Source organism: Rubrivivax gelatinosus (genome assembly GCF_016583785.1).
GTDB lineage: Bacteria > Pseudomonadota > Gammaproteobacteria > Burkholderiales > Burkholderiaceae_C > Rubrivivax > Rubrivivax gelatinosus_B.
The window spans coordinates 1-21,825 of sequence record NZ_NRRU01000026.1 but is presented as its reverse complement, the minus strand read 5'-3'; the positions used below and the strand labels follow the sequence as shown (position 1 = coordinate 21,825).

General features: G+C 71.1%; 22 protein-coding genes. 11 read left to right on the top strand and 11 right to left on the bottom strand.

Going from position 1 to position 21,825, the window contains the following annotated elements; all coding sequences use genetic code 11:
* The first annotated feature begins 16 nt into the window (after window positions 1–16).
* Complete coding sequence (gene coaBC / locus CKO43_RS08865) at window positions 17–1,243, top strand: bifunctional phosphopantothenoylcysteine decarboxylase/phosphopantothenate--cysteine ligase CoaBC (RefSeq protein WP_200228744.1); 1,227 nt, start codon at window positions 17–19, stop codon at window positions 1,241–1,243.
* A 40-nt stretch (window positions 1,244–1,283) separates the two neighbouring features.
* Here coaBC and CKO43_RS25760 read toward each other — a convergent pair whose 3' ends face one another.
* The 4 genes from CKO43_RS25760 to CKO43_RS08845 all read right to left on the bottom strand — a co-directional run bounded on the left by CKO43_RS25760 (window position 1,284) and on the right by CKO43_RS08845 (window position 4,031).
* Window positions 1,284–2,150 carry a helix-turn-helix transcriptional regulator gene (locus CKO43_RS25760; protein WP_346728232.1) on the bottom strand — a complete coding sequence of 289 codons (867 nt, stop codon included), beginning with the start codon at window positions 2,148–2,150 and terminating at the stop codon, window positions 1,284–1,286.
* Window positions 2,147–2,704, bottom strand: coding sequence for a YbhB/YbcL family Raf kinase inhibitor-like protein (locus CKO43_RS08855; RefSeq protein ID WP_200228742.1), 558 nt, complete (start codon window positions 2,702–2,704; stop codon window positions 2,147–2,149). Before CKO43_RS08855 ends, CKO43_RS25760 begins: the two co-directional genes overlap by 4 nt.
* 156 nt (window positions 2,705–2,860) lie before the next feature.
* Window positions 2,861–3,349, bottom strand: a complete 489-nt coding sequence (dut, locus tag CKO43_RS08850; protein WP_200228740.1) for a dUTP diphosphatase — start codon at window positions 3,347–3,349, stop codon at window positions 2,861–2,863.
* 160 nt (window positions 3,350–3,509) lie between these two features.
* Window positions 3,510–4,031, bottom strand: a complete 522-nt coding sequence (locus CKO43_RS08845) for an FKBP-type peptidyl-prolyl cis-trans isomerase (RefSeq protein ID WP_200228738.1) — start codon at window positions 4,029–4,031, stop codon at window positions 3,510–3,512.
* 38 nt (window positions 4,032–4,069) lie between these two features.
* On the opposite strand from CKO43_RS08845, the gene CKO43_RS08840 reads away from it, so the two are divergent.
* The 3 genes from CKO43_RS08840 to CKO43_RS08830 all read left to right on the top strand — a co-directional run bounded on the left by CKO43_RS08840 (window position 4,070) and on the right by CKO43_RS08830 (window position 6,035).
* A complete protein-coding gene (locus CKO43_RS08840) occupies window positions 4,070–5,200 on the top strand; it encodes a cupin domain-containing protein (protein WP_200228737.1) in 1,131 nt (376 codons plus the stop codon).
* Window positions 5,197–5,685: a hypothetical protein gene (locus CKO43_RS08835; RefSeq protein ID WP_242477942.1), complete on the top strand. Its 489-nt coding sequence runs from the start codon at window positions 5,197–5,199 to the stop codon at window positions 5,683–5,685. Before CKO43_RS08840 ends, CKO43_RS08835 begins: the two co-directional genes overlap by 4 nt.
* 158 nt (window positions 5,686–5,843) lie before the next feature.
* Window positions 5,844–6,035, top strand: coding sequence for a hypothetical protein (locus CKO43_RS08830; RefSeq protein ID WP_200228736.1), 192 nt, complete (start codon window positions 5,844–5,846; stop codon window positions 6,033–6,035).
* Window positions 6,036–6,170: 135 nt separating this feature from the next.
* Here the strand turns inward: CKO43_RS08830 and bamC are convergent, their stop codons facing one another.
* From bamC to CKO43_RS08810, 5 genes are read right to left on the bottom strand one after another with little or no spacing between them, the layout of a single operon-like run.
* Entirely contained in the window at window positions 6,171–7,301 is a 1,131-nt protein-coding gene (gene bamC / locus CKO43_RS08825; protein ID WP_200228735.1) for an outer membrane protein assembly factor BamC, read from the bottom strand.
* A gap of 53 nt (window positions 7,302–7,354) precedes the next feature.
* A complete protein-coding gene (gene dapA / locus CKO43_RS08820; RefSeq protein WP_200228734.1) occupies window positions 7,355–8,239 on the bottom strand; it encodes a 4-hydroxy-tetrahydrodipicolinate synthase in 885 nt (294 codons plus the stop codon).
* Between the two features lie 41 nt (window positions 8,240–8,280).
* The gene (locus tag CKO43_RS08815) at window positions 8,281–8,820 is read right to left on the bottom strand and encodes a class I SAM-dependent methyltransferase (protein WP_200228733.1); all 540 of its coding nucleotides are present in this window, start codon (window positions 8,818–8,820) and stop codon (window positions 8,281–8,283) included.
* Window positions 8,820–8,942: a hypothetical protein gene (locus CKO43_RS26125; protein WP_259373734.1), complete on the bottom strand. Its 123-nt coding sequence runs from the start codon at window positions 8,940–8,942 to the stop codon at window positions 8,820–8,822. The genes CKO43_RS08815 and CKO43_RS26125 overlap by 1 nt, the downstream gene beginning before the upstream one ends.
* Complete coding sequence (locus CKO43_RS08810; protein WP_200228732.1) at window positions 8,939–10,162, bottom strand: MFS transporter; 1,224 nt, start codon at window positions 10,160–10,162, stop codon at window positions 8,939–8,941. Before CKO43_RS08810 ends, CKO43_RS26125 begins: the two co-directional genes overlap by 4 nt.
* 232 nt (window positions 10,163–10,394) lie before the next feature.
* On the opposite strand from CKO43_RS08810, the gene CKO43_RS08805 reads away from it, so the two are divergent.
* From CKO43_RS08805 to CKO43_RS08780, 6 genes are all read left to right on the top strand, one after another.
* Window positions 10,395–11,648, top strand: a complete 1,254-nt coding sequence (locus CKO43_RS08805; protein WP_200378414.1) for a D-amino acid dehydrogenase — start codon at window positions 10,395–10,397, stop codon at window positions 11,646–11,648.
* Between the two features lie 49 nt (window positions 11,649–11,697).
* Window positions 11,698–13,671: a DNA topoisomerase IV subunit B gene (locus CKO43_RS08800; protein WP_200228728.1), complete on the top strand. Its 1,974-nt coding sequence runs from the start codon at window positions 11,698–11,700 to the stop codon at window positions 13,669–13,671.
* Window positions 13,672–13,801: 130 nt separating this feature from the next.
* Window positions 13,802–15,385 carry a S8 family serine peptidase gene (locus CKO43_RS08795; RefSeq protein ID WP_200378413.1) on the top strand — a complete coding sequence of 528 codons (1,584 nt, stop codon included), beginning with the start codon at window positions 13,802–13,804 and terminating at the stop codon, window positions 15,383–15,385.
* 138 nt (window positions 15,386–15,523) lie between these two features.
* On the top strand, window positions 15,524–16,225 hold the full coding sequence (locus CKO43_RS08790; RefSeq protein ID WP_346014432.1) for a lytic transglycosylase domain-containing protein: 702 nt from the start codon (window positions 15,524–15,526) through the stop codon (window positions 16,223–16,225).
* Between the two features lie 94 nt (window positions 16,226–16,319).
* Window positions 16,320–18,635 carry a DNA topoisomerase IV subunit A gene (gene parC / locus CKO43_RS08785; RefSeq protein WP_200378412.1) on the top strand — a complete coding sequence of 772 codons (2,316 nt, stop codon included), beginning with the start codon at window positions 16,320–16,322 and terminating at the stop codon, window positions 18,633–18,635.
* A 145-nt stretch (window positions 18,636–18,780) separates the two neighbouring features.
* Window positions 18,781–19,461 carry a PEP-CTERM sorting domain-containing protein gene (locus CKO43_RS08780; RefSeq protein ID WP_200378411.1) on the top strand — a complete coding sequence of 227 codons (681 nt, stop codon included), beginning with the start codon at window positions 18,781–18,783 and terminating at the stop codon, window positions 19,459–19,461.
* Window positions 19,462–19,510: 49 nt separating this feature from the next.
* Here CKO43_RS08780 and CKO43_RS08775 read toward each other — a convergent pair whose 3' ends face one another.
* The gene (locus tag CKO43_RS08775; RefSeq protein WP_200228718.1) at window positions 19,511–19,987 is read right to left on the bottom strand and encodes a disulfide bond formation protein B; all 477 of its coding nucleotides are present in this window, start codon (window positions 19,985–19,987) and stop codon (window positions 19,511–19,513) included.
* A 127-nt stretch (window positions 19,988–20,114) separates the two neighbouring features.
* Window positions 20,115–20,573, bottom strand: a complete 459-nt coding sequence (locus CKO43_RS08770; protein WP_200228716.1) for a RidA family protein — start codon at window positions 20,571–20,573, stop codon at window positions 20,115–20,117.
* 66 nt (window positions 20,574–20,639) lie between these two features.
* Here CKO43_RS08770 and CKO43_RS08765 point away from each other — a divergent pair.
* A partial coding sequence (locus CKO43_RS08765) for a ComEC/Rec2 family competence protein (RefSeq protein ID WP_200378410.1) occupies window positions 20,640–21,825 on the top strand: 1,186 nt, incomplete at its 3' end.

The window sequence follows — 21,825 nt, the reverse complement described above, 5'->3', positions numbered from 1 at the left end:
CTTACAGTCCGCCCCCATGTCCGATCGCCAAGATCTCCAAGGCCGCCATGTCCTGCTCGGCCTGACCGGCGGCATCGCCTGCTACAAGGCCGCCGAACTCGCGCGTGAGCTCACGCGTGCCGGCGCCACGGTGCAGGTGGTGATGACCGAGGCCGCGCAGCAGTTCATCACCCCGGTGACGATGCAGGCGCTGTCCGGCCGCCCCGTCATCACCAGCCAGTGGGACGCGCGCCCGGCCAACTCGATGGCGCACATCGAGCTCACGCGCGAGGCCGACGCCATCGTCGTCGCACCGGCGAGCGCCGACTTCATCGCCCAGCTGGCGCAGGGCCGTGCCGGCGAACTGCTGGCGCTGGCCTGCCTGGCGCGGCCGATCGAGCGTGTGCCGCTGCTCGTCGCCCCGGCGATGAACCGCGAGATGTGGGCGCACCCGGCGACGCAGCGCAACGTCGCCCAGATCGTCGCCGACGGCGCCACGGTGCTGGGGCCCGCCAGCGGCGCCCAGGCCTGCGGCGAGACCGGTGACGGCCGCATGCTCGAGGCGACGCAACTGCGCGACGCGCTCGTCGCCTTCTTCCAGCCCAAGCTGCTGGCCGGGCGGCGCGTGCTGATCACCGCCGGCCCGACCTTCGAGGCCATCGACCCGGTGCGCGGCATCACCAACCACTCCAGCGGCAAGATGGGTTTCGCGGTCGCGCGTGCCGCCGCCGAAGCCGGTGCCGAGGTGACGCTGGTCGCCGGCCCGGTGCACCTGGCGACGCCGCTGGGCGTGCGCCGCATCGACGTGTGCAGCGCGCAGCAGATGTTCGACGCGGTGCTGCCGCTGGCGCCGACGCACCAGCTCTTCGTCGCCACCGCGGCGGTCGCCGACTGGCGGCCTTCGCAGTTCAACGAGCAGAAGATCAAGAAGGACGGCAAGAAGGTCGCGCCCAGTTTCGAGCTGGCCGAGAACCCCGACATCCTCGCCGCCGTCGCCCGGCTGCCGGCCGAGCAGCGCCCCTGGTGCGTCGGTTTCGCCGCCGAGAGCCACGACCTGGTGCGCCACGCGCGCGAGAAGCTCCAGCGCAAGGGTGTGCCGCTGATCGTCGGCAACCTCGGCCCCGCGACCTTCGGCCGCGACGACAACACGCTGCTGCTGGTCGACGCCGCCGGCGAACGCGAGCTGCCCAGCGGCGACAAGCTGACGCTGGCGCGTGAACTCGTCGCCGAGATCGCGCAGCGCATGGTGCTGCCGCCGAGTTGACGCGCGCGTCTCCTGCCGCAGACGCGCGCGCCGCGGCGGTTCAGCCTTCGCGCCCGTTCACACGCACCGCCGACGGTGCGAAGCCGAAACGATGGCGAAAACGCGCCGCGAAGCGGGACGCCGACGCATAGCCCACGTTCTGGGCGATCGCCGCGATGCTCTGGTCACTGGCCTGCAGCTGGGTCAGCGCAAACGACATCCGGGCGTCGACGAGAAGATCGCCGAATCGATGCCCTTCGCCGGCCAGCCGGCGGCGCAAGGTGGGCTCGCTCATCGCGAGTTCGCCGGCGACCTGCCCCGCCTGCCAGTCATGGCCGAGCCGGCCGGCGAGCAAGGCGCGCACGCGCTCCGACAGGCTGGGCGGAGCGCGGTGCGCGCTGAACGCCACGCCCTGCAGCGCCAGCCAGAGCATGACCTCGTGCAGATGGTGCGCCACCACGGCGTCCGGCCGTTCGCTCCCGGGCGCCAGCGCCTGGCAGGCGCGGGCGAAGGCTTCGTGCAGGCCCTGCGGCAGTTCGCTCAGCAGCCGCGCCGGATGCGGGTGGGCGTTCGGGGCGGCTTGTAGCGCCTGGCGCGCGGCAAAACTGTTGCATACCGCGTGGCCGAACACGAGCCATCGGGCTTCGTAGCGTGCGCCCGGCGGGGCCTCGTTGGCGAAGTCCACGATTTGCCCGCCGGCGAGCGCCACGGCCTGCCCCGGGGCGGCGCGCACCGTGGTGCCGCCAGCGACCTGCACGGTCTTGCAGCCGTGGGTGACGATGATGAGCGCCGGTGCCTCGATGGCCACGCGCACGATGCGCAGGCTGCGGGCCTGCAGCACGTGTGCGGCCGCACCCAGGTCCGGGCGCAGGTGCACGCGGCGCAGCTGCGCGCCGCTGTCCTGTGTCGGCAGCGGGCCCGGGCTCACCGCCCGCCGCGTGCCGTGAAGACGGCTTGTCCCAGCCGGTGCGGCATGGACATGAAGCTCAGCATCGCCGGCGTGGCAAACGGCGGCAGATCGAGCCGGGCGACCTTCAGCGCCGTCACGGTGATGACATAGCGGTGCGTCTGGCCCACCGGCGGGCACGGGCCGCCGTAACCGGGACGGCCGGCGTCGGTGTTGATCTGCACCGCCCCCGCCGGCAGCTTGCTGGCATCGTTACCCGCGCCGCTGGGCAGTTCGTTCGTGCTGGCGGGGATGTTCGCCACCACCCAATGCCACCAGCCCGAGCCCGTCGGGGCGTCCGGGTCGTACATCGTGACCACCAGGCTTTGCGTGCCGGCCGGCACGTCGCGCCATACGACGCGTGGCGACACGTTGGCACCCGTACAGCCCATCGCCGGCATGTTCGCGAACTGGGCCGTGGCGACGCGGCCATCGGCCATGTCGGGCAGCTGCACGCTGAAGTCGGCAGCCAGCGCCGGGGCGGCAGCCAGGGCGCACATCGGTGCCAGTGCCAGGGATAGGAGGCGGGGGATCATGTCGGGTCCTTGTCGGTGGAAGCGCGTCAAACACTGAGAAGTGTCGCGCCGCCTGGCCCGGCAAGCGGCGCAGAGCCGATCGTCTTATGTGCCGAAACGATCAACCGCTGCTCCCGGCCCCGCGCTTCCCAAACGAGTCGCCGTGCTGCTTCTTGTCTAGCGTCCGACTCCGGTGGAGCCGAAGCCGCCTTCTCCGCGTTCGCTCGGCGCACTGAACTCGTCGACGACGACGAAGGCGGGGCGCACGATGGGCAGGAAGAGCATCTGGGCGATCCGGTCGCCCGGCTGTACGGTGATGTCCAGCCCGGACTCGGCCGGATTGCGGTTCCAGGCGCTGATCAGGCACTGGGCCATGTAATCCGCGTCGATGAGCCCCATGCTGTTTCCCAGCACCAGACCCTTCTTGTGCCCCAGACCGGAGCGCGGAAGGATGACGGCGCAGAGATGGTCGGAGTTCATGTGCAGCGCGATGCCCGTGGGGATCAGCACGGCGGCTTGCTGCGGCTTGAGGACGAGAGGGGCGTCGAGGCAGGCCACCAGATCGATGGCGGCGGCCTGCGGCGTCTGATACTGCGGCAGGCCCCACTGCCGGAGCCGGTCGTCCAGTATCTTGATCTCGATCGTCGGATTCATCGGTGTCGTCATGGGTTGTAAGTGATGGCCCGGCGGCTCTTGGTCGGGGCTGTACGGGCCACCTGTTCCCGGGCCGCCGGACCTGGCGGCCCCGCGCTTGGTCCGCCGATTCGTCCCGGCACGGGGAGGGGCCGGCCACGGCCTGATCTTCAGGGCCGGGTACGCGCGGCGATCAGTGCAGCTGTTCGTCCGGCGCCGCCGCGTCGAGCACGCTGAAGGCGTTGTTGCCGACGCTGCGGGCCTCGGTCTCGGCTTCGTCGGCCTCGCGCACGCCGCGCACGCTGATCGTCAGGCGCAACGCCATGCCGGCCAGCGGGTGGTTGCCGTCGAGCACGACGTGCGAGGGGTAGATCTCGGTGACGACGTAGATCGTGTCGGCGGGCATGTCCGGCGTCGCCGCGCCCGGCGGCAGGCCTTCGAAAGCCATGCCGGTCTCCAGCGCCTCGGGGAAGAGCTTGCGGTCCTCGAAGCAGACGAGTTCGCTCTTGTAGTCGCCGAAAGCCTGTTCGGGCTCGAGTTGCACGCGGACTTCGTCGCCTTCGACGTGGCCGGCCAGTGCATCCTCGACCGGGGCGAGCAGGTCGTCGCCGCCGTAGAAGAACTCGACCGGTTCCTTCAACTCGTCGATCGGGTGGTTCTGTGCGTCGGTCAGCAGCCAGGTGAGGCTGACGACGCAGGGAGCTTCGATATTCATCGGGCGATGATCGCACAGCACCCGCGGGACAATGGCGCATGGATCTCAACGCACCGACCGCCCTGCTGGGCGGAATTTCGCCGCAAACCTTCATGCGGCGCCACTGGCAGAAGAAGCCGCTGCTCGTGCGCCAGGCGCTGCCCGGCGTGACCCCGCCGCTGGCACGCGCGGCCCTGTTCGACCTGGCCGCCGGCGAGGACGTCGAGTCGCGCCTCGTCCAGCGCGAAGGCGAGGGCTGGAAGCTCAGCCACGGCCCGTTCACGCGCCGCAGCCTGCCGCCGGCCAGCCGCCCCGGCTGGACGCTGCTGGTGCAGGGTCTGAACCTGCACCTGCCGGCCGCGCACGAACTGCTGCGCCGTTTCGCCTTCATCCCCGAGGCGCGCCTGGACGACCTGATGCTGTCCTGGGCCAGCGACGGTGGCGGCGTCGGCCCGCACCTCGACTCCTACGACGTCTTCCTGATCCAGGTGCACGGACAGCGCCGCTGGCGCATCGGCCCGGTGGCCGACGAGACCCTGGTCGAGAACATGCCGGTGAAGCTGCTGCGCCACTTCGAGCCCGCCGAGGAATGGGTGCTGGAGCCCGGCGACATGCTCTACCTGCCGCCGCGCTGGGGCCACGACGGCATCGCCGAAGGCGAGTGCATGACGGCGTCGGCGGGGTTCCGCGTGCCGCATGCCTACGGCCTGGCGCGCGAACTGCTGCAGCGCCTGGCCGAGGACGACGAGGTCGGCGACGGCGCGCTCTACCGCGACCCGCGCCAGCCGGCGACGGCGACGCCGGGCGAGATCCCGCCAGCGCTGCGCGCCTTCGCCGCCCAGGCGCTGGACAAGCTGCTCGCGCGCCGTGGTGCACTCGACCGGGCGCTGGGTGAGATCCTCAGCGAACCCAAGCCGCGTGTCTGGTTCGAGGGCGAGGACGAGGGCGGCGAAGAGGCCATCGACTACGGCATCGAGCTCGACCCGAAAAGCCGCATGCTCTACGACGAGCGCCACCTGTTCCTGAACGGCGAGTCCTTCGTCGCTGGCGGCCGCGACGCGCGCCTGATGCGCCGCCTGGCCGACACGCGCGTGCTGGCGGCCCGCGACTGCGCCGCGCTCAGCGCCGACGCGCGCGAGACGGTGGCCGGCTGGATGGACAGCGGCTGGGTCCGCCGCAGCCGGCCATGAGCACCGCGCCCCCGCCCGTCGACACGCGTGCCGGCTTCCAGCAGGCGCTGCGCTGGGGGCTGGCCGCGGCGATCGGGCGCGGGGCGCGCCGCATCGTCTGCAGCGATCCCGACTTCGCCGCCTGGCCGCTGGACGACGCGGCGCTGCACGAGCAGCTGATGGCCTGGCTGCGGCTGCCGCAGCGGCGCCTGGTGCTGTTCGCCGCCAGCTACGACGCGATGCCGCGCTTGCATCCGCGTTTCGTCACCTGGCGCACGCCGTGGATCCATGCCGTCGAGGCCTGGGCTCCGGCCGAGGGCGACGCAGCCGAAGTGCCGCGTGTGCTGGTCGACGATGGCGACGTCTTCGTGCACCTGCGTGACGCCGAGAACTGGCTGGGCCGGGCCGGCCGCGACGCCGCGCAGGCGCAGCGCTGGCGGGACGTCCTGGACGCCCGGATCGCAGGTGCAGAGTCCTCATTTGCGCCACGGCCATTGGGCCTGTAGGGGAATGCACCTATTCGGCGCTATACTTTTAGGCTAGGCACGGAGGAGGCAGTAGTTGCCGTCCTTGTCTTGGGGGTGGAGGGTTTCGAGATCCGGGTCGGGTCGACCTGCCATCCCTTGAGGTTTTCGTCGACCCACAATTCCCTGAGGACACACGCATGAACAAGTCGATCGTTCTGGCTTCGCTGGTCGCCGCGATGGCGCTGGCCGCCTGCGGCAAGAAGGAAGAAACCCCGCCGCCCCCGCCGCCGGCCGCTGAACCCGCTTCGGCTCCGATGGAAGCCGCCTCGGCTCCGATGGAAGCCGCGTCGGACGCCGCTGCTCCGGCTTCGGAAGCCGCTTCGCAATAATTGCGGGCGAGCGATTCGAACGCTCAAAGCCGCCTTCGGGCGGCTTTTTTTCGTCCGTGCGCGGCGCGCTGCGCGCGGCGCCGGGCATGAAAAAGGCCGCCCGAAGGCGGCCTCAGTCGCGGTGCGCGGCGCCGCTCAGCGCAGTTCGGTCGCCAGGATGCCGGCGATGCGGTCGCCGGCTGCGCCGGCCGATCCGGTGCCGCTGGACGGCTGCACGCTGACCCGGGTCTTGTCGCCGTCGGCCTTGACCGAGACGCGGTAGCGCTGCAGCGCGGCCGTGGCCTCCTTGCCGCCGCCGAACAGCTTCGAGAAGAAGCCCGGCTCTTCCTTGCCGATGTCCTTCGGGTCGATGTAGCGCACGAAGTACAGGCCGGCCGCGCGGTCGCGGTCCTCGACGCTGAAGCCGGTGCGGTCCAGCACCAGGCCGACGCGGCGCCAGGCGCGGTCGAAGCCTTCGTCGACCTCGACCGTGGCGGCGCTGCCTTCGACCAGGCGCGCACGCGCCTTCTGCGTCACCGGGTTGGCGACGGCGGTGCGCGCCTGCTCAGCCGGCGTGCCCAACTGCGTCATCAGCCGGGTCAGGAACTCGGCCTCGAGCTGCGGGTCGCTGGCGCGCGGCCGCCACTCGGTCTGTTCCTGGCGCTCGCCGACGTAGACCTCTTCCAGGCCGCGGTGGGCGATGTAGACCTCGCTGCCGGTGGCGGTGCGCTCGACGCGCACGCGGAAGCTGTCGCGCTCGCCGGTGTCGTAGAGGTTGCCGAAGACGCGGCCGATGGTGCTGCGGATGAAGTCGTGCGGCAGCTTGGCCTGGTTCTCGGCCCAGTCGGTTTCGATGATGCCGGTCTGCGCATCCTCGCTCGCGATGACGAAGCCGTTGTTCTGCCAGAAGCTCTTCAACTGCGGCCACAGTTGCTCGGGCGGGAGCGGCACGACGAGCCAGCGCTCGTTGCCCAGGCGTTCGACGTGGGTCTCGCCGCGCGCCGTCGGCGCCACCGCGGCGGCGCCGGCGGCCGGCGCGCCGGTCGCCGAGGGCACCGCGACCGAACCGGCGGCGCTGACGACGCCGCCCTGGCTCTGGTAGCGGCTGTCGCGCGAGAGCTGGGTCAGGTCCGGCGGCACGTCCAGCGGTTCGGCGCGCACCTTGGTGCTGCGGTAGTCGACCTTGTCGCCCGAGAGCATGTCGCCGATCGAGGAGCAGCCGGCCAGCAGCACGGCAACGGCGAGCGCGGTGGTCCGGGCGGCGGGAACGACGGGAAAACGATTCACGGTGGCAGTCTCCGGCGCGGCCCGGTGTGGCCGCGTGTGTCGGGTGAGGGGTTTCAGATGCGCACGCCGCTGTCGGCGAGCGCCTGGTCGACCGCGGCCTGGCCGGCCTCGGTGACCGGCAGCAGGGGCAGGCGCAGCGTGTTGCCGCAGCGCCCGAGGCGGTGCAGCGCCCACTTCGCGGGCGCCGGGTTGGACTCGCAGAACAGCGCGCGGTGCAGCGCGAGCAGCTGGAAGTGGATCGCCGTCGCGCGGCGGGCATCGCCTTCGATCGCGGCCATGCACAGCTCGTGCATCAGCCGCGGGGCGACGTTGGCGGTGACGCTGACGTTGCCCTTGCCACCCAGCAGCATCAGCGCGACGGCGGTGCCGTCGTCGCCGGAGTAGACCGAGAAGCCTTCGGGCGCGTGCTTGATCAGCCAGGCGGCACGTTCGATGTTGCCGGTGGCTTCCTTGATGCCGAAGACGCCGGGCACCTGCGCCACGCGCAGCGTGGTCTCGGGCAGCATGTCCGCGACCGTGCGGCCGGGCACGTTGTAGAGCATCAGCGGCAGGTCCACCGCTTCGGCGATCGCGCGGAAGTGGCGGTAGATGCCTTCCTGCGACGGCTTGTTGTAGTAGGGCACGACCTGCAGCGTGCAGTCGGCGCCGACCTCCTTGGCGAAGCGCGTGAGCTCGATCGCCTCGGCGGTGGAGTTGCCGCCGGCGCCGGCCATGATGGGCACACGCCCCTGGGCGCGCTGGACCGAGAAGCGGATCACCTCGCAGTGCTCGGGCACCGTGAGCGTCGCCGATTCGCCCGTGGTGCCGACGGCGCCGATGCAGTCGGTGCCCTCGGCGATGTGCCAGTCTATGAGTCGGCCGAGCGCGTCGTAGTCGACGCTGCCGTCCGGATGCATCGGCGTGACGAGCGCGACGATGCTGCCAACAATTGCCTTCATGCGCTAACCCGTAGCCGCCCAAAGCGGATGATTTTAGCCGGCTAAGCCGGCGGCCCGACGAGCGATCTTGCCCCGGCCGGCGGCGCGATGGCGACGAGGCGTTGCACGCGGCGCCGCGGACCCTCCAGCAGGCCGTCCTCGTAGGCCAGCACATGCAGGCCCGCGGCGAGCGTGAGCAGCTCGCCGGGCCGCAGCAGGAATTCGCTGCGCGAGGGCCGGCCGAAGGCCTGCTGGCCCTCGGCAAAAGTCTCGCAGATCAGCGTGCCGCCGTCGGCGAGCGCGGCGCGCAGCGCCGGGAACAGCGGTCGCCAGAGGTAGTTCGTCACCAGCACCGCGTCGAAGCGCCGGCCCGGCAGCGGCCAGGGCCCGCCTTCGAGGTCGGCGACGACGGTTTCGGCCAGCGCGCTCAGCGGCCCCAGCGCCGCGGCATCGCGGTCGACGCCGGTGACACGGTGTCCACGCCCGGCCAGCCAGCGCAGGTGGCGGCCGCTGCCGCAGGCGAGGTCGAGCACGCTGGCGCCGGCGGGCAGCAGGTGCGCCCAGCGCTGCAGCCAGTCCGACGGCGATGCGCCGCCGGGCATCAGAAGCAGGCCCAGAAACGGGTCGCCAGATCGACGACGGTGTCCGGGTCGCGGTAGGCGAGGAAGACGGCGGCCAGCACCGCGGCGGCGGCGGCCCAGGCGACGGCGCGGCCGAGCTTCATGCCGGCAGCGGGCGCGGCTGGGCGCGCTCGATCGCGTGCTCGCGCACCGGCAGGTTGACGAGTGCCGCGAACACGCCGAGCGCGACCGAGATCCACCAGACCACGTCGTAGCTGCCGGTCATGTCGTAGAGCCGGCCGCCGAGCCAGACGCCGAGGAAGGAGCCGAGCTGGTGGCTGAGGAAGACGATGCCGCCCAGCATCGACATGTAGCGCACGCCGAAGATCTGGGCGACGATGGCGTTGGTCGGTGGCACCGTCGACAGCCACAGCACGCCCATCGTCGCGGCGAACAGGTACACGCTCCAGGTTGTGATCGGCGCCAGCACGAAGATCGTGATGACGAGCGAACGGGCGAGGTAGATCGCCGCCAGGATGTGGCGCTTGGCCAGCTTCTGCCCGAGCGCACCGGCGGCGTAGGTGCCGAAGACGTTGAACAGCCCGATCAGCGCCAGCGCCGTCGTCGCCACCGTCGGGCCCAGGCCCTGGTCCTTCAGGTAGCTGGGCATGTGCACGCCGATGAACACGACCTGGAAGCCGCAGACGAAGTAGCCCGCCGTCAGCAGCAGGAAGCTGCGGTGGCCCAGGGCCTCGCGCAGCGCCGCGCCGACGCTCTGCTGCGGGCCGGCGTGGGCTGCGGCTGCCGGCTCCTTGAGGCCGAAGGCCAGCGGCACGATCACCAGCGCCGCGCAGCCGAGCAGGAACAACGCGTTTTGCCAGCCGACGCCGCCGATCAGCCAGTTCTCCACCGGCACCATCAGGAACTGGCCGAACGAACCCGCGGCGGCGGCCACGCCCATCGCCCAGGAGCGTTTCTCGGGCGCGACGTTGCGCGCGATGACGCCGTAGATCACGGCGTAGGTGGTGCCCGACTGGGCGATGCCGATCAGCAGCCCGGCGCCGCCGGTGAAGGCCAGCCCCGAGGTCGCCAGCGCCATCGACACCAGCCCCAGCGCGTACAGCAGCGAGCCGACGGCGAGCACGCGGAACGCGCCGTAGCGGTCGGCCAGCATGCCCGCCACCGGGCCGGCCAGGCCCCAGGCCAGGTTCTGCACCGCGAGCGCGAAGGCGAAGGTCTCGCGTGTCCAGCCGCGGTCCATCGTGATCGGCTGCAGCCACAGGCCGAAACCGTGGCGTATGCCCATGCTGAGGGTGACGATCGCGGCGCCGCAGAGCAGCACTTGCGTCATCGACAGGCGCGGCGCGGTCGAGGCGGTGGTCATGCGGCGCAATGTATCCAATGACCGTTATTCGACTTGCGGCCGCGGTCGGCGCGGCGTGCGCGCCGGTGCATGCTCCACCGTGGGTCCTTTGTGCACTTCGACGGTTCAGTCGCAGACGATTCGGTGCATCCGTGAATGAATGGTGAAAGTCACTGGGTTGTTGCCGAAACTATCGAAGAATCGTCATGCGGCCGCTCGGTACAGTGCGCCTCTTCAACGGAGTAAACGGCGCATGAAGGTCCTGGTTCTCGGCAGTGGTGTCATCGGTACTTCGGTCGCGTATTACCTCGCGCGTTCGGGTCACGAAGTCGAGGTCGTCGAGCGCCAGAGCGGCCCGGCGCTGGAGACGAGTTTCGGCAATGCCGGCGAGATCTCGCCGGGGTATTCCTCGCCCTGGGCCGGGCCCGGCGTGCCGGTGAAGGCGATCAAGTGGATGCTGATGACGCATTCGCCGCTGGTCGTCAGCGCGCTGCTGGACCCGAAGATGTGGCGCTGGGGCCTGTCGATGCTGGCCAACTGCAACGCCCGCGCCTACGCGCTGAACAAGAGCCGCATGGTGCCGATCGCCGAATACAGCCGCGACTGCCTGAAGGCGCTGCGCGCCGAGACCGGCATCGAGTACGACGACCGCGCCCAGGGCACGCTGCAGCTGTTCCGCACGCAAAAGCAGCTCGAGGGCATCGCCGGCGACGTCGAGGTGCTGCGCCAGTACGGCGTGCCTTTCGAGGTGCTGGACCGCGACGGCTTCGTCAAGGTCGAGCCGGCGCTGGCGCTGACCCAGGACAAGTTCGTCGGCGCGCTGCGCCTGCCCAACGACGAGACCGGCGACTGCTTCAAGTTCACCAACCGCCTGGCCGAGATGGCGCGGGCGCTGGGCGTGCGTTTTCGCTTCGACACCACGGTGCAGGGGGTCGAGGTCGCCGGCGGCCGCGTCTCGGCGGTGCGCACGACGGCGGGCACGCTCACCGCCGACCGCGTCGTCGTCGCGCTCGGCAGCTTCTCGCCGCAGTGGATGAAGCCGCTGGGGCTCAAGCTGCCGGTCTACCCGGTCAAGGGCTACTCGATCACGGTGCCGATCACGGACCCGGCGTTCGCTCCCGAGTCGACGATCATGGACGAGACGCACAAGGTGGCCGTCACGCGCCTGGGAGACCGCATCCGCGTCGGCGGCACCGCCGAACTCGGCGGCTACGACCTGACGCTGCGCGACGGCCGTCGGCGCACGCTCAAACACGTCGTCAGCGACCTGTTCCCGCGCGGCGGCGACGTCGCTCGCGCCGAGTTCTGGTGCGGTCTGCGGCCGATGACTCCGGACGGCACGCCCATCGTCGGCGAAACGCCGGTGCGCGACCTGCTGCTGGCCACCGGCCACGGCACGCTGGGCTGGACCATGGCTGCCGGCACCGGCCGCGTCATCGCCGACATCGTGTCCGGCCGCAAGCCCGAGATCGACGTCGCGCCGCTGAACGTCGCGCGCTACGGCTGATCGACGCCGGGGCGGCCCGCGGCGGGGCCGCTCCCTAGAATCCGCGCCCATGGCAAACAAGCAGGGCAGTTACGCCGAAGCCTCGATCCGCGTGCTCAAGGGGCTCGAACCCGTCAAGCAGCGGCCCGGCATGTACACGCGCACGGACAACCCGCTGCACGTGATCCAGGAGGTCATAGACAACGCCGCCGACGAGGCGCTGGCCGGTTTCGGCAAACGCATCGTGGTGACGCTGCACGCCGACGGCTCGGTCGCCGTCGACGACGACGGCCGCGGCATCCCCTTCGGTCTGCACCCCGAGGAGCAGGTGCCGGTGCTGGAGATCGTCTTCACCCGGCTGCACGCGGGCGGCAAGTTCGACAAGGGTTCGGGCGGCGCCTACAGCTTCTCCGGCGGCCTGCACGGCGTCGGCGTCAGCGTCACCAACGCGCTGGCCACGCGCATGGAGGTCACGGTCTGGCGCGAAGGCCAGGTCGCGACGCTCGCCTTCGGCAACGGCGGCGACGTCGTCGAGCCGCTGGCGCTGCGCAAGGCGAGCTCGGGCGAACGCCGGCGCGGCACCCGCGTGCGCGTCTGGCCCGACGCCAAGTACTTCGAGAGCGCCGAGCTGCCGCGCGCCGAGCTGCTGCACCTGCTGCGCAGCAAGGCGGTGCTGATGCCCGGCGTCACGGTGACGCTGGCCACCGAGAAGAGCGGCGAGACCCAGACCTGGCTCTACGAAGCGGGCCTGCGCGACTACCTGATGCAGAGCCTGGCCGCCGAGCCGCTGATCCCGCTGTTCGAAGGCGCCCAGTACGCCGCCGCCAACGAGACCGAGAGCTTCGCCGAAGGCGAGGGCGCCGCCTGGTGCGTGGCCTTCACCGACGAAGGCACGACGCTGCGCGAGAGCTACGTCAACCTGATCCCGACGGTGGCCGGCGGCACCCACGAGTCGGGGCTCAAGGACGGGCTGTTCCAGGCCGTCAAGGGTTTCATCGAGATGCATGCGCTGCTGCCCAAGGGCGTCAAGCTGATGCCCGAGGACGTGTTCTCGCGCGCCAGCTTCGTGCTCTCGGCCAAGGTGCTGGACCCGCAGTTCCAGGGCCAGATCAAGGAGCGGCTGAACAGCCGCGACGCCTTGAAGCTCGTCGCCTCCTTCGTGCGCCCGGCGCTGGAGATCTGGCTCAACGAACACGTCGACTACGGCAGGAAGCTCGCCGAGCTCGTCATCCGCCAGGCGCAGACGCGCCAGCGTGCGGGCCAGAAGGTCGAGAAGAAGAAGGGCTCGGGCGTGGCCGTGCTGCCCGGCAAGCTGACCGACTGCGAGAGCCGCGACCTGGCCTTCAACGAAGTCTTCCTGGTCGAGGGCGACTCGGCCGGCGGCAGCGCCAAGATGGGCCGCGACAAGGAGACCCAGGCCATCCTGCCGCTGCGCGGCAAGGTGCTGAACTCCTGGGAGGTCGAACGCGACCGGCTGTTCGCCAACAACGAGATCCACGACATCTCGGTGGCGCTGGGCGTGGACCCGCACGGCCCCGCTGACGAGCCCGACCTGTCAGGGCTGCGCTACGGCAAGGTCTGCATCCTGTCGGACGCCGACGTCGACGGCTCGCACATCCAGGTGCTGCTGCTGACGCTGTTCTTCCGCCACTTCCCGAAGCTGATCGAGCGCGGCCACGTCTACGTCGCGCGGCCGCCGCTGTACCGCATCGACGCGCCGGCACGCGGCAAACGCCCGGCGGCCAAGCTCTACGCGCTGGACGACGGTGAGCTCGAGGCGGCGCTGGACAAGCTGCGCAAGGAAGGTGCGCGCGACGGCTCCTGGAGCATCAGCCGCTTCAAGGGCCTGGGCGAGATGAACGCCGAGCAGCTCTGGGACACGACGCTGAACCCCGAGACCCGGCGCCTGCTGCCGGTGGCTTTCGGCGCGCCGGGTTTCGACAACACGGTCGAACTGTTCACGCGGCTGATGGGCAAAGGCGAGGCCCAGGCGCGGCGCGATCTGATGGAATTGCGCGGCGATGCGGTCGAAATTGACGTGTGATTAGCTTCCTTAGCAAGAATCGGACCTAGGGCCACTGCGGACGCCGGGATCGGGGGTTGACGCATTAGGGGCGGCCCGGAAAAGTCGTTCCCTTCCTCAATCTGTGGCTTTTCTAAGTCGGAGTTCATCTATGACCAAAGGTTTCAAGCCGCTGCGCACGGCCGTCGTGCTGGCTGTTTCGGCGGTGGTGTGCGGTGCTTCGATGGCCGCCGTGAAGACTGACACCAGCAGCGTGCGCGTCATCGTCGCCTACAAGGCGGGGGCCGCAGCCAAGGTGAGCAAGGCGGTGGCCGCGCTCGGTGGCAAGGTCGGTGCCGACCTGGCCGACGACAACGCGATCGCCGTCACGCTGCCGAAGGCCAAGCTGGCGAAGCTGAAGGCGCAGGCCGGCATCGACTACGTCGAAGACGACGTCATCCAGACGATCCAGGGCAAGCGCAGCGTGTCGACCAAGGCGCGCAAGGCCATGGCTGCCGCCGCCGTCACCGAAACCGTGCCTTACGGCATCACGCTGGTGCAGGCCGACCAGGTCGCCGGCACGCCGAAGTGGACGCCGAAGGTCTGCATCATCGACTCCGGCATCGACGCCACCCACGAAGACCTCGCCGGCAACACGCTGGCCGGGCAGAACTTCTCCGGCTCGGGCAGCTGGAACACCGACGAGAACGCCCACGGCAGCCACGTCGCCGGCACGATCGCGGCGCGTGACAACGACGTCGGCGTCGTCGGCGTCAACGCCAACAAGCAGGTCTCGCTCTACATCGCCAAGGTCTTCGACGCCACCGGCAGCGCCAGCGCCTCGGTCGTCACCAAGGCCATCAACGCCTGCGGCCGCGCCAAGGCCAACATCGTCTCGATGTCGCTGGGCAGCTCCAGCAACAGCCGCACCGAGCAGCGCGCCATCGACCGCCTGTCGAAGAAGGGCATCCTCTTCATCGCCGCCGCCGGCAACGCCGGCACCACCGCCGTGTCCTACCCGGCGGGCCTGGCGAGCGTGATGTCGGTCGCTGCCGTCGACGAAGCCAAGGCCTGGGCCGACTTCTCGCAGTACAACGCCGACGTCGAGATCGCCGCGCCGGGCGTGGCCGTCGTCTCGACCGTGCCGCCGAACGTGCTGACGATGGGCGTGCTGTCGGTCGGTGGTGTCAGCTACACCGTGCAGTCGATGGAAAACTCGCCGGTGAAGTCGGTGACGGCACCGCTGGCCGACTTCGGCTTCGGCGATGCGCCGGCTGCCGGTTCGATGACGGGCAAGGTCTGCCTGATCTCGCGCGGCAACATCTCGTTCGCCGACAAGGTGGTGAACTGCCAGACCAGCGGCGGTGTCGGTGCGGTCATCTACAACAACACCACCGGCGAACTGCTCGGCACGATGGGTGAGACCGTGACCACGATCCCGTCGGTCGGCGCCACCCAGGCCGACGGCGCGACGCTGCTGACCCAGGTCGGCCAGTCGGCCCACGTCGGCATCGAGCCCGATCCGGCGCTGTACGCGTCGTTCAACGGCACCTCGATGGCCACGCCGCACGTCTCGGGTGTCGCCGGCCTCGTGTGGAGCTACTTCCCGAGCTGCACGGGCCAGCAGATCCGCACCAGCCTCGTGAACAGCGCGCTCGACATCGGCGACGCCGGCCGCGACGACAAGACCGGCGCCGGCCTGGTGCAGGCCAAGGCCGCGATCGACCGCATCAACTCGCTGGGCTGCGGCAACTGATCCGCTTCGCTTCGTGAGACGAGCCGCCGGTGCCCCCGGCGGCTTTTTTTTGTGCGCGCCGTCGCGCCGAACAGGCGGGCGAGGGCGGCGATGTTCGGGCGATCACGTGCCGCCGCCGCTGCCTACGATGCGGCGACCGTGTCCCGAAACCGCCGTTTCCCCGTCTACCTGCGTCCCGTCGTGCTGGCCGCGCTGCTCGCCGGCGCGGGCGGCGCGCATGCCGAGCTCTGGGGTTTCGTCGATGCCTACGGCGTCGCCCACTTCGCGCCGCGCGCGGTCGACGCGCGCTACCGCCTGGTGCACGCTGATCTCGCCGCCTCGGGCCCACGCGTGCCCGGCAAACGCGACGGCGCCGATGCGCTGCTCACCTGGATGGAGATCGCGCCCGAAGCCAAGGCCATCGTGCCCTGGGTGCGCGAGGCGGCACGCACGCATGGCGTCGACGCCGAGCTGCTGACCGCGGTGATCGCCGTCGAGTCGGGCTTCCGGCGCGAGGCGGTGTCCTCGCGCGGCGCGATCGGGCTGATGCAGATCACCGCCGACACCGGCGACCGCTACGGCACCGCCGCCGAGCGCCGCCGCCCCGCGGCCGAGCGGCTGCTGGACGCACGCACCAACATCCTCACCGGCGCCCGCATGCTGGCCGACCTGACGCGGCGCTACGGCCACATCGAGCTCGCGCTCGCCGCCTGGAACGCCGGCGAAGGCACGGTACGCCGCCACGGCGGCCTGCCGCGGCTGGCCGAGACCCGCGCCCACGTGCATCTGGTGCTGGAGCTGTACTGGGCGCTGCTGCAGCGCAGCCAGTCGCAGCGCGCGACCAGCCTGGCGCTGGGCTGAGGCTGAACACCCGCCGCGGCGGCCGCAGCCGGCTGTTTGCGAGAATCGCCGCCTCACCAAGGCCGAGCGGCTGCTCCCAGCCCGCCCGCACTGCATGCGAGACCTTTTCGATTTTCCTGCGCCGGCCCCGGCCGACGCCCTGACGCTCGCCGACTACGCCGAGCGTGCCTATCTCGAGTACGCGCTATCCGTCGTCAAGGGCCGGGCGCTGCCCGACGTCTGCGACGGCCAGAAGCCGGTCCAGCGCCGCATCCTTTACGCGATGCAGCGCATGGGGCTGGGCTGGAACGGCAACGTCGGCGCCAAGCCGGTCAAGAGCGCGCGCGTCGTCGGCGACGTGCTCGGCCGCTACCACCCGCACGGCGACACCGCGGCCTACGACGCGATGGTGCGCATGGCGCAGGACTTCAGCCAGCGCTACCCGCTGGTCGACGGCCAGGGCAACTTCGGCAGCCGCGACGGCGACGGCGCCGCGGCGATGCGCTACACCGAGGCCCGGCTGGCGCCGATCGCGCGCCTGCTGCTCGAGGAGATCGACGAAGGCACGGTCGACTTCCAGCCCAACTACGACGGCTCGACCCAGGAGCCGCGCCAGCTGCCGGCGCGCCTGCCCTTCGTGCTGCTCAACGGCGCCTCGGGCATCGCCGTCGGCCTGGCCACCGAGGTGCCCAGCCACAACCTGCGCGAGGTGGCCGCGGCCGCGGTCGAGCTGATCCGCGACCCCGAGCTCGGCGACGACCGGCTGCACGAGCTGCTGCCCGGCCCCGACTATCCCGGCGGCGGCCAGATCATCAGCAGCGCCGCCGAGATCCGCGCCGCCTACGCCGTCGGCCGCGGCAGCCTGAAGGTGCGTGCGCGCTGGAGCATCGAGGAGCTGGCACGCGGCCAGTGGCAGCTCATCGTCAACGAGCTGCCGCCGGGCGCCAGCGCGCAGCGTGTGCTCGAGGAGATCGAGGAGCTCACCAACCCCAAGCTGCGCGCCGGCAAGAAGGCGCTGACGCAGGAGCAGCAGCAGCTCAAGCAGACGGTGCTCGCGGTGCTGGACGCGGTGCGCGACGAGTCGAGCAAGGACGCCGCGGTGCGCCTGGTGTTCGAGCCCAAGAGCCGCACCGTGTCGCAGCAGGACCTGATCACGACGCTGCTGGCCAACACCAGCCTGGAGTGCAACGCGCCGGTCAACCTGACGATGATCGGTGCCGACGGCCGGCCGACGCAGAAGAGCCTGCGCCGCATCCTGGTCGAGTGGATCGGCTTTCGTCAGGCGACGGTGCAGCGGCGCACGCGCCACCGCCTGGACCGGGTGCTGGAACGCATCCACGTGCTCGAAGGCCGGCAGCTGGTGCTGCTGAACATCGACGAGGTGATCCGCATCATCCGCGAGTCCGACGAGCCGCGTGCCGCGCTGATCGCACGCTTCAACTTGAGCGAACGTCAGGCCGACGACATCCTCGACCTGCGGCTGCGCCAGCTGGCGCGGCTGGAGGCGATCAAGATCGAGCAGGAGTTGAAGGAGCTGCGCGAGCAGCAGGTCAAGCTCGAGGACATCCTCGCCAACCCGGCGGTGCTCAAACGCACGCTGATCCGCGAGATCGAGGCCGACGCCAAGGCCTACGGCGACGAGCGCCGCACGCTGATCCAGGAAGAACGCCGCACCGTTGCCGAGATCCGCGTCGTCGACGAGCCGGTGACCGTCGTCGTCAGCCAGAAGGGCTGGGTACGGGCGCTCAAGGGCCACGAAATCGAGGCCTCGGGCCTGGCCTTCAAGGCCGGCGACGCGCTCTACGGCCTGTTCGCCTGCCGCAGCGTCGACACGCTGCTGGTCTTCGGCGACCGCGGCCGCGTCTATTCGGTGGCGGTGGCGCAGCTGCCCGGCGGCCGCGGCGACGGCGTGCCGATCACGACGCTGATCGAGCTCGAGACCGGCACCGGCATCGCCCACTACTGGGCCGGCAACGCCGAGACCCGGCTGCTGCTGGCCAACAGCGGCGGCTACGGTCTGCTCGCCCAGGCGCAGGACCTGTACGGCCGCCAGCGTGCCGGCAAGAGTTTCCTCACGCTGGAGCCCGGCGAACAACCGCTGCCGCCGTGGCCGGTGGCCGCCGGGCAGCTGCATGCGGCCTGCCTGGCCGCCGACGGCCGGCTGCTGGTCTTCCCGCTGGACGAACTCAAGCACCAGCCCAACGGCGGGCGCGGCCTGACGCTGATGGACGTCGACGCGTCCACGCCGCTGGTGGCGGTGGCCGCCTGCGCCCAGACCGTCGTCGTCGTCGGCAGCGGCCGTGGTGCCAAGGCGCGCGAGGAGGAGATCCGCAACAGCGCCTTCACCACCTGCCTCGGCAAGCGCGCGCGCAAGGGGCGCAAGCTCGAGGGCTTCCAGAAGGTCAGCGCGCTGCGCTCGCCCGCCCCTTGATTTCGGTGTCGGCGGTGCAGACCGTGATCTGCGTCACGCCGCGTCGCCCGATTGGCGGCTGCGTCCCCGGACCGCGGGGATGCACCCGCCGGTAAGCAAAAGTATCGTCAACCCCTAACGGGACTCGGTCCCCAAGGATTAGACGATGCTCCAACGTCCGCTGCGCGCCGCCCTCGGCGCAATCGTACTGACCGCAGCCTGCGCCGGCGCCCAGGCTGCCACCGTGACGCTCGACGGCTGGGCCTACGACCGCTATTCCAACGTCTCGGTGACGGACTACAGCGGCAAGGCCGGCGCTTTCGGCGGCACGCTGAGCGACGCCGGCACGTTCTCGACGACGGACTTCATCACCTACTGCATCCAACTCGAAGAGGGCATTTCGTTCGGCAGCACGATCACCGGCTTCGACATCGTCGGCGGCGACGCCTACTTCGGTGCCGCCAAGGCCGATCTGCTCGGCCGGCTGATGACCGTGGCCGCGTCCGAGACCTACAGCGATGCGAGCTGGAAGAAGGTCGGCGCGCTGCAGCTGGCGATCTGGAACATCGTCTACGACACCGACCTGACCCTGTCCTCGGGCAGCTTCGAGTCCAGCAACTACTGGCTGACGGTGGGCGCCAACCAGCTGCTGGCCGCCGCGGCTGCGCTCACCGAGTCGGCCTATGACGTCTACGCGCTGGAGAAGACCGGCGTGCAGGACCTGCTGCTGGTGTCGCTGAAGGAACCCGGCGGCGGCGGCTCCGCAGTGCCCGAGCCCGGCACCGCCGCGCTCGCGCTGCTGGCGCTCGGTGCCGCCGGCGCCGGCCTGCGCCGCCGCAAGAGCTGACCGGCGCGGCTGCTCAGCCAGTCCGCGTGAAAACGCGCACTGGCCTGCCTTAGCGCCGCGGCTGCGCCATCACGGTGATGGCGCCCAGCCCCGCCAGCGCGAACAGCGCCAGGCTCCAGAACTCGTAAGGCACGCCGAACAGCCGGGTCGCCGCGTCGGCGCAGCTGGTCATCGCCATGAACAGGTCGGGGTAGCGCGCGTCCAGGCCGAGCGCGCCGACGATCTTCTCGGCCAGCGACAGGTCGCACGAAGCCTGGCTGGCGGCGACGAAGTGCTGCCACAGCGCTGCGCCGATGCCGCAGCCGGCGAACACCAGCGCCAGCAGCGCGCCGATGCGCCGCCCCAGCGCCGAGCGCCAGACCAGCGCCAGCAGCGCCGCTGCCGCCAGCGCCAGGAAGATCACGCGTTGCAGCACGCACCACGGGCAGGGCTGCATGTTCCAGGCGTGCTGGGTGTAGTAGGCCGCGCCGACGGCCGCGGGGCCGCCGAGCGCGATCGCGCCCAGCACCAGGTCGGCGCGCTTCAACGCCGGCTCCCTGCGGTGAACCACGACCGAATCCGCAAGCGCGTCAAGCAAACGCCGCGGAACCGGCTTTGCCGGGCCGCTGGCGTTGCCCCCCGGGGGGAATGCGCCGAAGGCGCTACGGGGGGGATCACTTCAGTTCTGCGATGAGTTCGATCTCGACGCAGGCGCCCAGAGGGATCTGGGCGACGCCGAAAGCGCTGCGCGCGTGGGCGCCGATCTCCGCGCCGAAGACCTCGACGAAGAGTTCGCTCGCGCCGTTGGTCACGAGGTGCTGCTCGGTGTAGGTGGGCGTGCTGTTCACCAGGCTCATCACCTTGACGATGCGGGCCACGTTGTCCAGCCCGCCGGCGGCCACGGCCAGCGTGCCCAGCAGGTCGATCGCGATCGCACGTGCGGCGGCCTGGCCTTCGGCGGTGGTCGTCGTCAGGCCGAGCTGGCCGACCCAGGGCTTGCCGTCGCGTTTGGCGATGTGGCCGGAGATGAAGACCAGCTTGCCGGTCTGCACGTAAGGCACATAGGCGGCGGCGGGCACGGCGACGGCGGGCAGCGTGATGCCCAGCTGGGTGAGGCGGTCTTGAATGCTCATGGCGGGGGTCTGGGCACGACTTTCGGGGGTGCCCGGCATGGTGACGGGGCATCCTACACTGGGCCGATGAGGGGCCGGGACGAGCCTGCGGCGGGAGGATGGTGGGCGCCGGCGGCTGGCTGGCTGGCCGGCGGCGCGCTGCAACTGCTGCAGCCCGAACTCTGGCCCGTGCCGTCTTATGCCGCGCTCGCGGCCGTCGGCCTGCTGCTGCTGGGCGGCGGCTGTCGCAGCCGCGGCTGGCCGCGGCTCGTGGCGCTGGCGCTGGGCGCCGCGGCGCTGGCTTTCGCCTCGGTGGGCTGGCGTGCGGCCGAGCGCCTGTCCGACCGGCTGGCACCCGAGCTGGCCGGCGGCGAGTTCGTCATCACCGGTGTCGTCGAGCGTATGCCGGTGGTGCATGCCGGCGGGGTGCGGCTGGTGGTCGCGGTCGAAGCTGGTGCCACGCCCGACGGCCGGGCGCTGCGGCTGCCGCGGCGTGTGGTTCTGGGTTGGTACGCCGACGGCGAGGCCCGGCCGCCGGTGCCCGAGGCGGGCGAACGCTGGCGCTGGGGCGTGCGGCTCAAGCCGCCGCACGGCGCCGCCAACCCGCAGGGTTTCGACACCGAGCTGATGTGGTTCGTGCAAGGTGTCGGCGCGGTCGGCAGCGTGCGCGGCAGCCCGGCGCCGCAACGGCTGGCGCTGGCCGCGGGTGCGCCGGTCGAGCGCCTGCGCCAGCGGCTGCGCGACGCGATCGAGGCCCGCGTCGCCGATCCGGCCGCGGCGGGTGTGCTGGCCGCCCTGGTGGTCGGCGACCAGGCGGCGATCGAACGTGCCGACTGGGACCTGTTCCGCGCCACGGGCGTCGCCCACCTGATGAGCATCTCGGGACTGCACGTGACCATGTTCGCCTGGCTCGCGGGCGCGGTCGTCGGCCGGCTCTGGCGCCACGGCGGCCGGCTGATGCTGTGGCTGCCGGCGCCGCAGGCGGCACGCTGGGGAGGGCTGGCCTGCGCCGCGGCGTACGCGGTGCTCGCCGGCTGGGGTGTGCCGGCGCAACGCACGCTGGGCATGCTGGCCATCGTCGTCGTGCTGCGCAGCCTGGGCCGGCGCTGGCCGCTGCTGGCGGTGCTGCTGGCGGCGGCCTGCGTCGTCAGCCTGCTCGACCCCTGGGCGCTGCTGCAGCCGGGTTTCTGGCTGTCCTTCGTCGCGGTCGCGCTGCTGGTGGTGTCGGAGCCGGCGCATGGCCCGCGCGCCGCCGCCAGCAGCACCGCCAGCA

Coding starts and splice junctions, on each gene's coding strand:
- dapA (WP_200228734.1), bottom strand. CDS start 8,239: ATGAAGGCAATTGTTGGCAGCATCGTCGCGCTCGTCACGCCGATGCAT.
- CKO43_RS08845 (WP_200228738.1), bottom strand. CDS start 4,031: ATGAATATCGAAGCTCCCTGCGTCGTCAGCCTCACCTGGCTGCTGACC.
- CKO43_RS08815 (WP_200228733.1), bottom strand. CDS start 8,820: ATGCCCGGCGGCGCATCGCCGTCGGACTGGCTGCAGCGCTGGGCGCAC.
- CKO43_RS08830 (WP_200228736.1), top strand. CDS start 5,844: ATGAACAAGTCGATCGTTCTGGCTTCGCTGGTCGCCGCGATGGCGCTG.
- CKO43_RS08855 (WP_200228742.1), bottom strand. CDS start 2,704: ATGATCCCCCGCCTCCTATCCCTGGCACTGGCACCGATGTGCGCCCTG.
- CKO43_RS08795 (WP_200378413.1), top strand. CDS start 13,802: ATGACCAAAGGTTTCAAGCCGCTGCGCACGGCCGTCGTGCTGGCTGTT.
- parC (WP_200378412.1), top strand. CDS start 16,320: ATGCGAGACCTTTTCGATTTTCCTGCGCCGGCCCCGGCCGACGCCCTG.
- CKO43_RS08780 (WP_200378411.1), top strand. CDS start 18,781: ATGCTCCAACGTCCGCTGCGCGCCGCCCTCGGCGCAATCGTACTGACC.
- coaBC (WP_200228744.1), top strand. CDS start 17: ATGTCCGATCGCCAAGATCTCCAAGGCCGCCATGTCCTGCTCGGCCTG.
- CKO43_RS08800 (WP_200228728.1), top strand. CDS start 11,698: ATGGCAAACAAGCAGGGCAGTTACGCCGAAGCCTCGATCCGCGTGCTC.
- dut (WP_200228740.1), bottom strand. CDS start 3,349: ATGACGACACCGATGAATCCGACGATCGAGATCAAGATACTGGACGAC.
- CKO43_RS08805 (WP_200378414.1), top strand. CDS start 10,395: ATGAAGGTCCTGGTTCTCGGCAGTGGTGTCATCGGTACTTCGGTCGCG.
- CKO43_RS08840 (WP_200228737.1), top strand. CDS start 4,070: ATGGATCTCAACGCACCGACCGCCCTGCTGGGCGGAATTTCGCCGCAA.
- CKO43_RS08810 (WP_200228732.1), bottom strand. CDS start 10,162: ATGACCACCGCCTCGACCGCGCCGCGCCTGTCGATGACGCAAGTGCTG.
- CKO43_RS08770 (WP_200228716.1), bottom strand. CDS start 20,573: ATGAGCATTCAAGACCGCCTCACCCAGCTGGGCATCACGCTGCCCGCC.
- CKO43_RS08835 (WP_242477942.1), top strand. CDS start 5,197: ATGAGCACCGCGCCCCCGCCCGTCGACACGCGTGCCGGCTTCCAGCAG.
- CKO43_RS26125 (WP_259373734.1), bottom strand. CDS start 8,942: ATGAAGCTCGGCCGCGCCGTCGCCTGGGCCGCCGCCGCCGCGGTGCTG.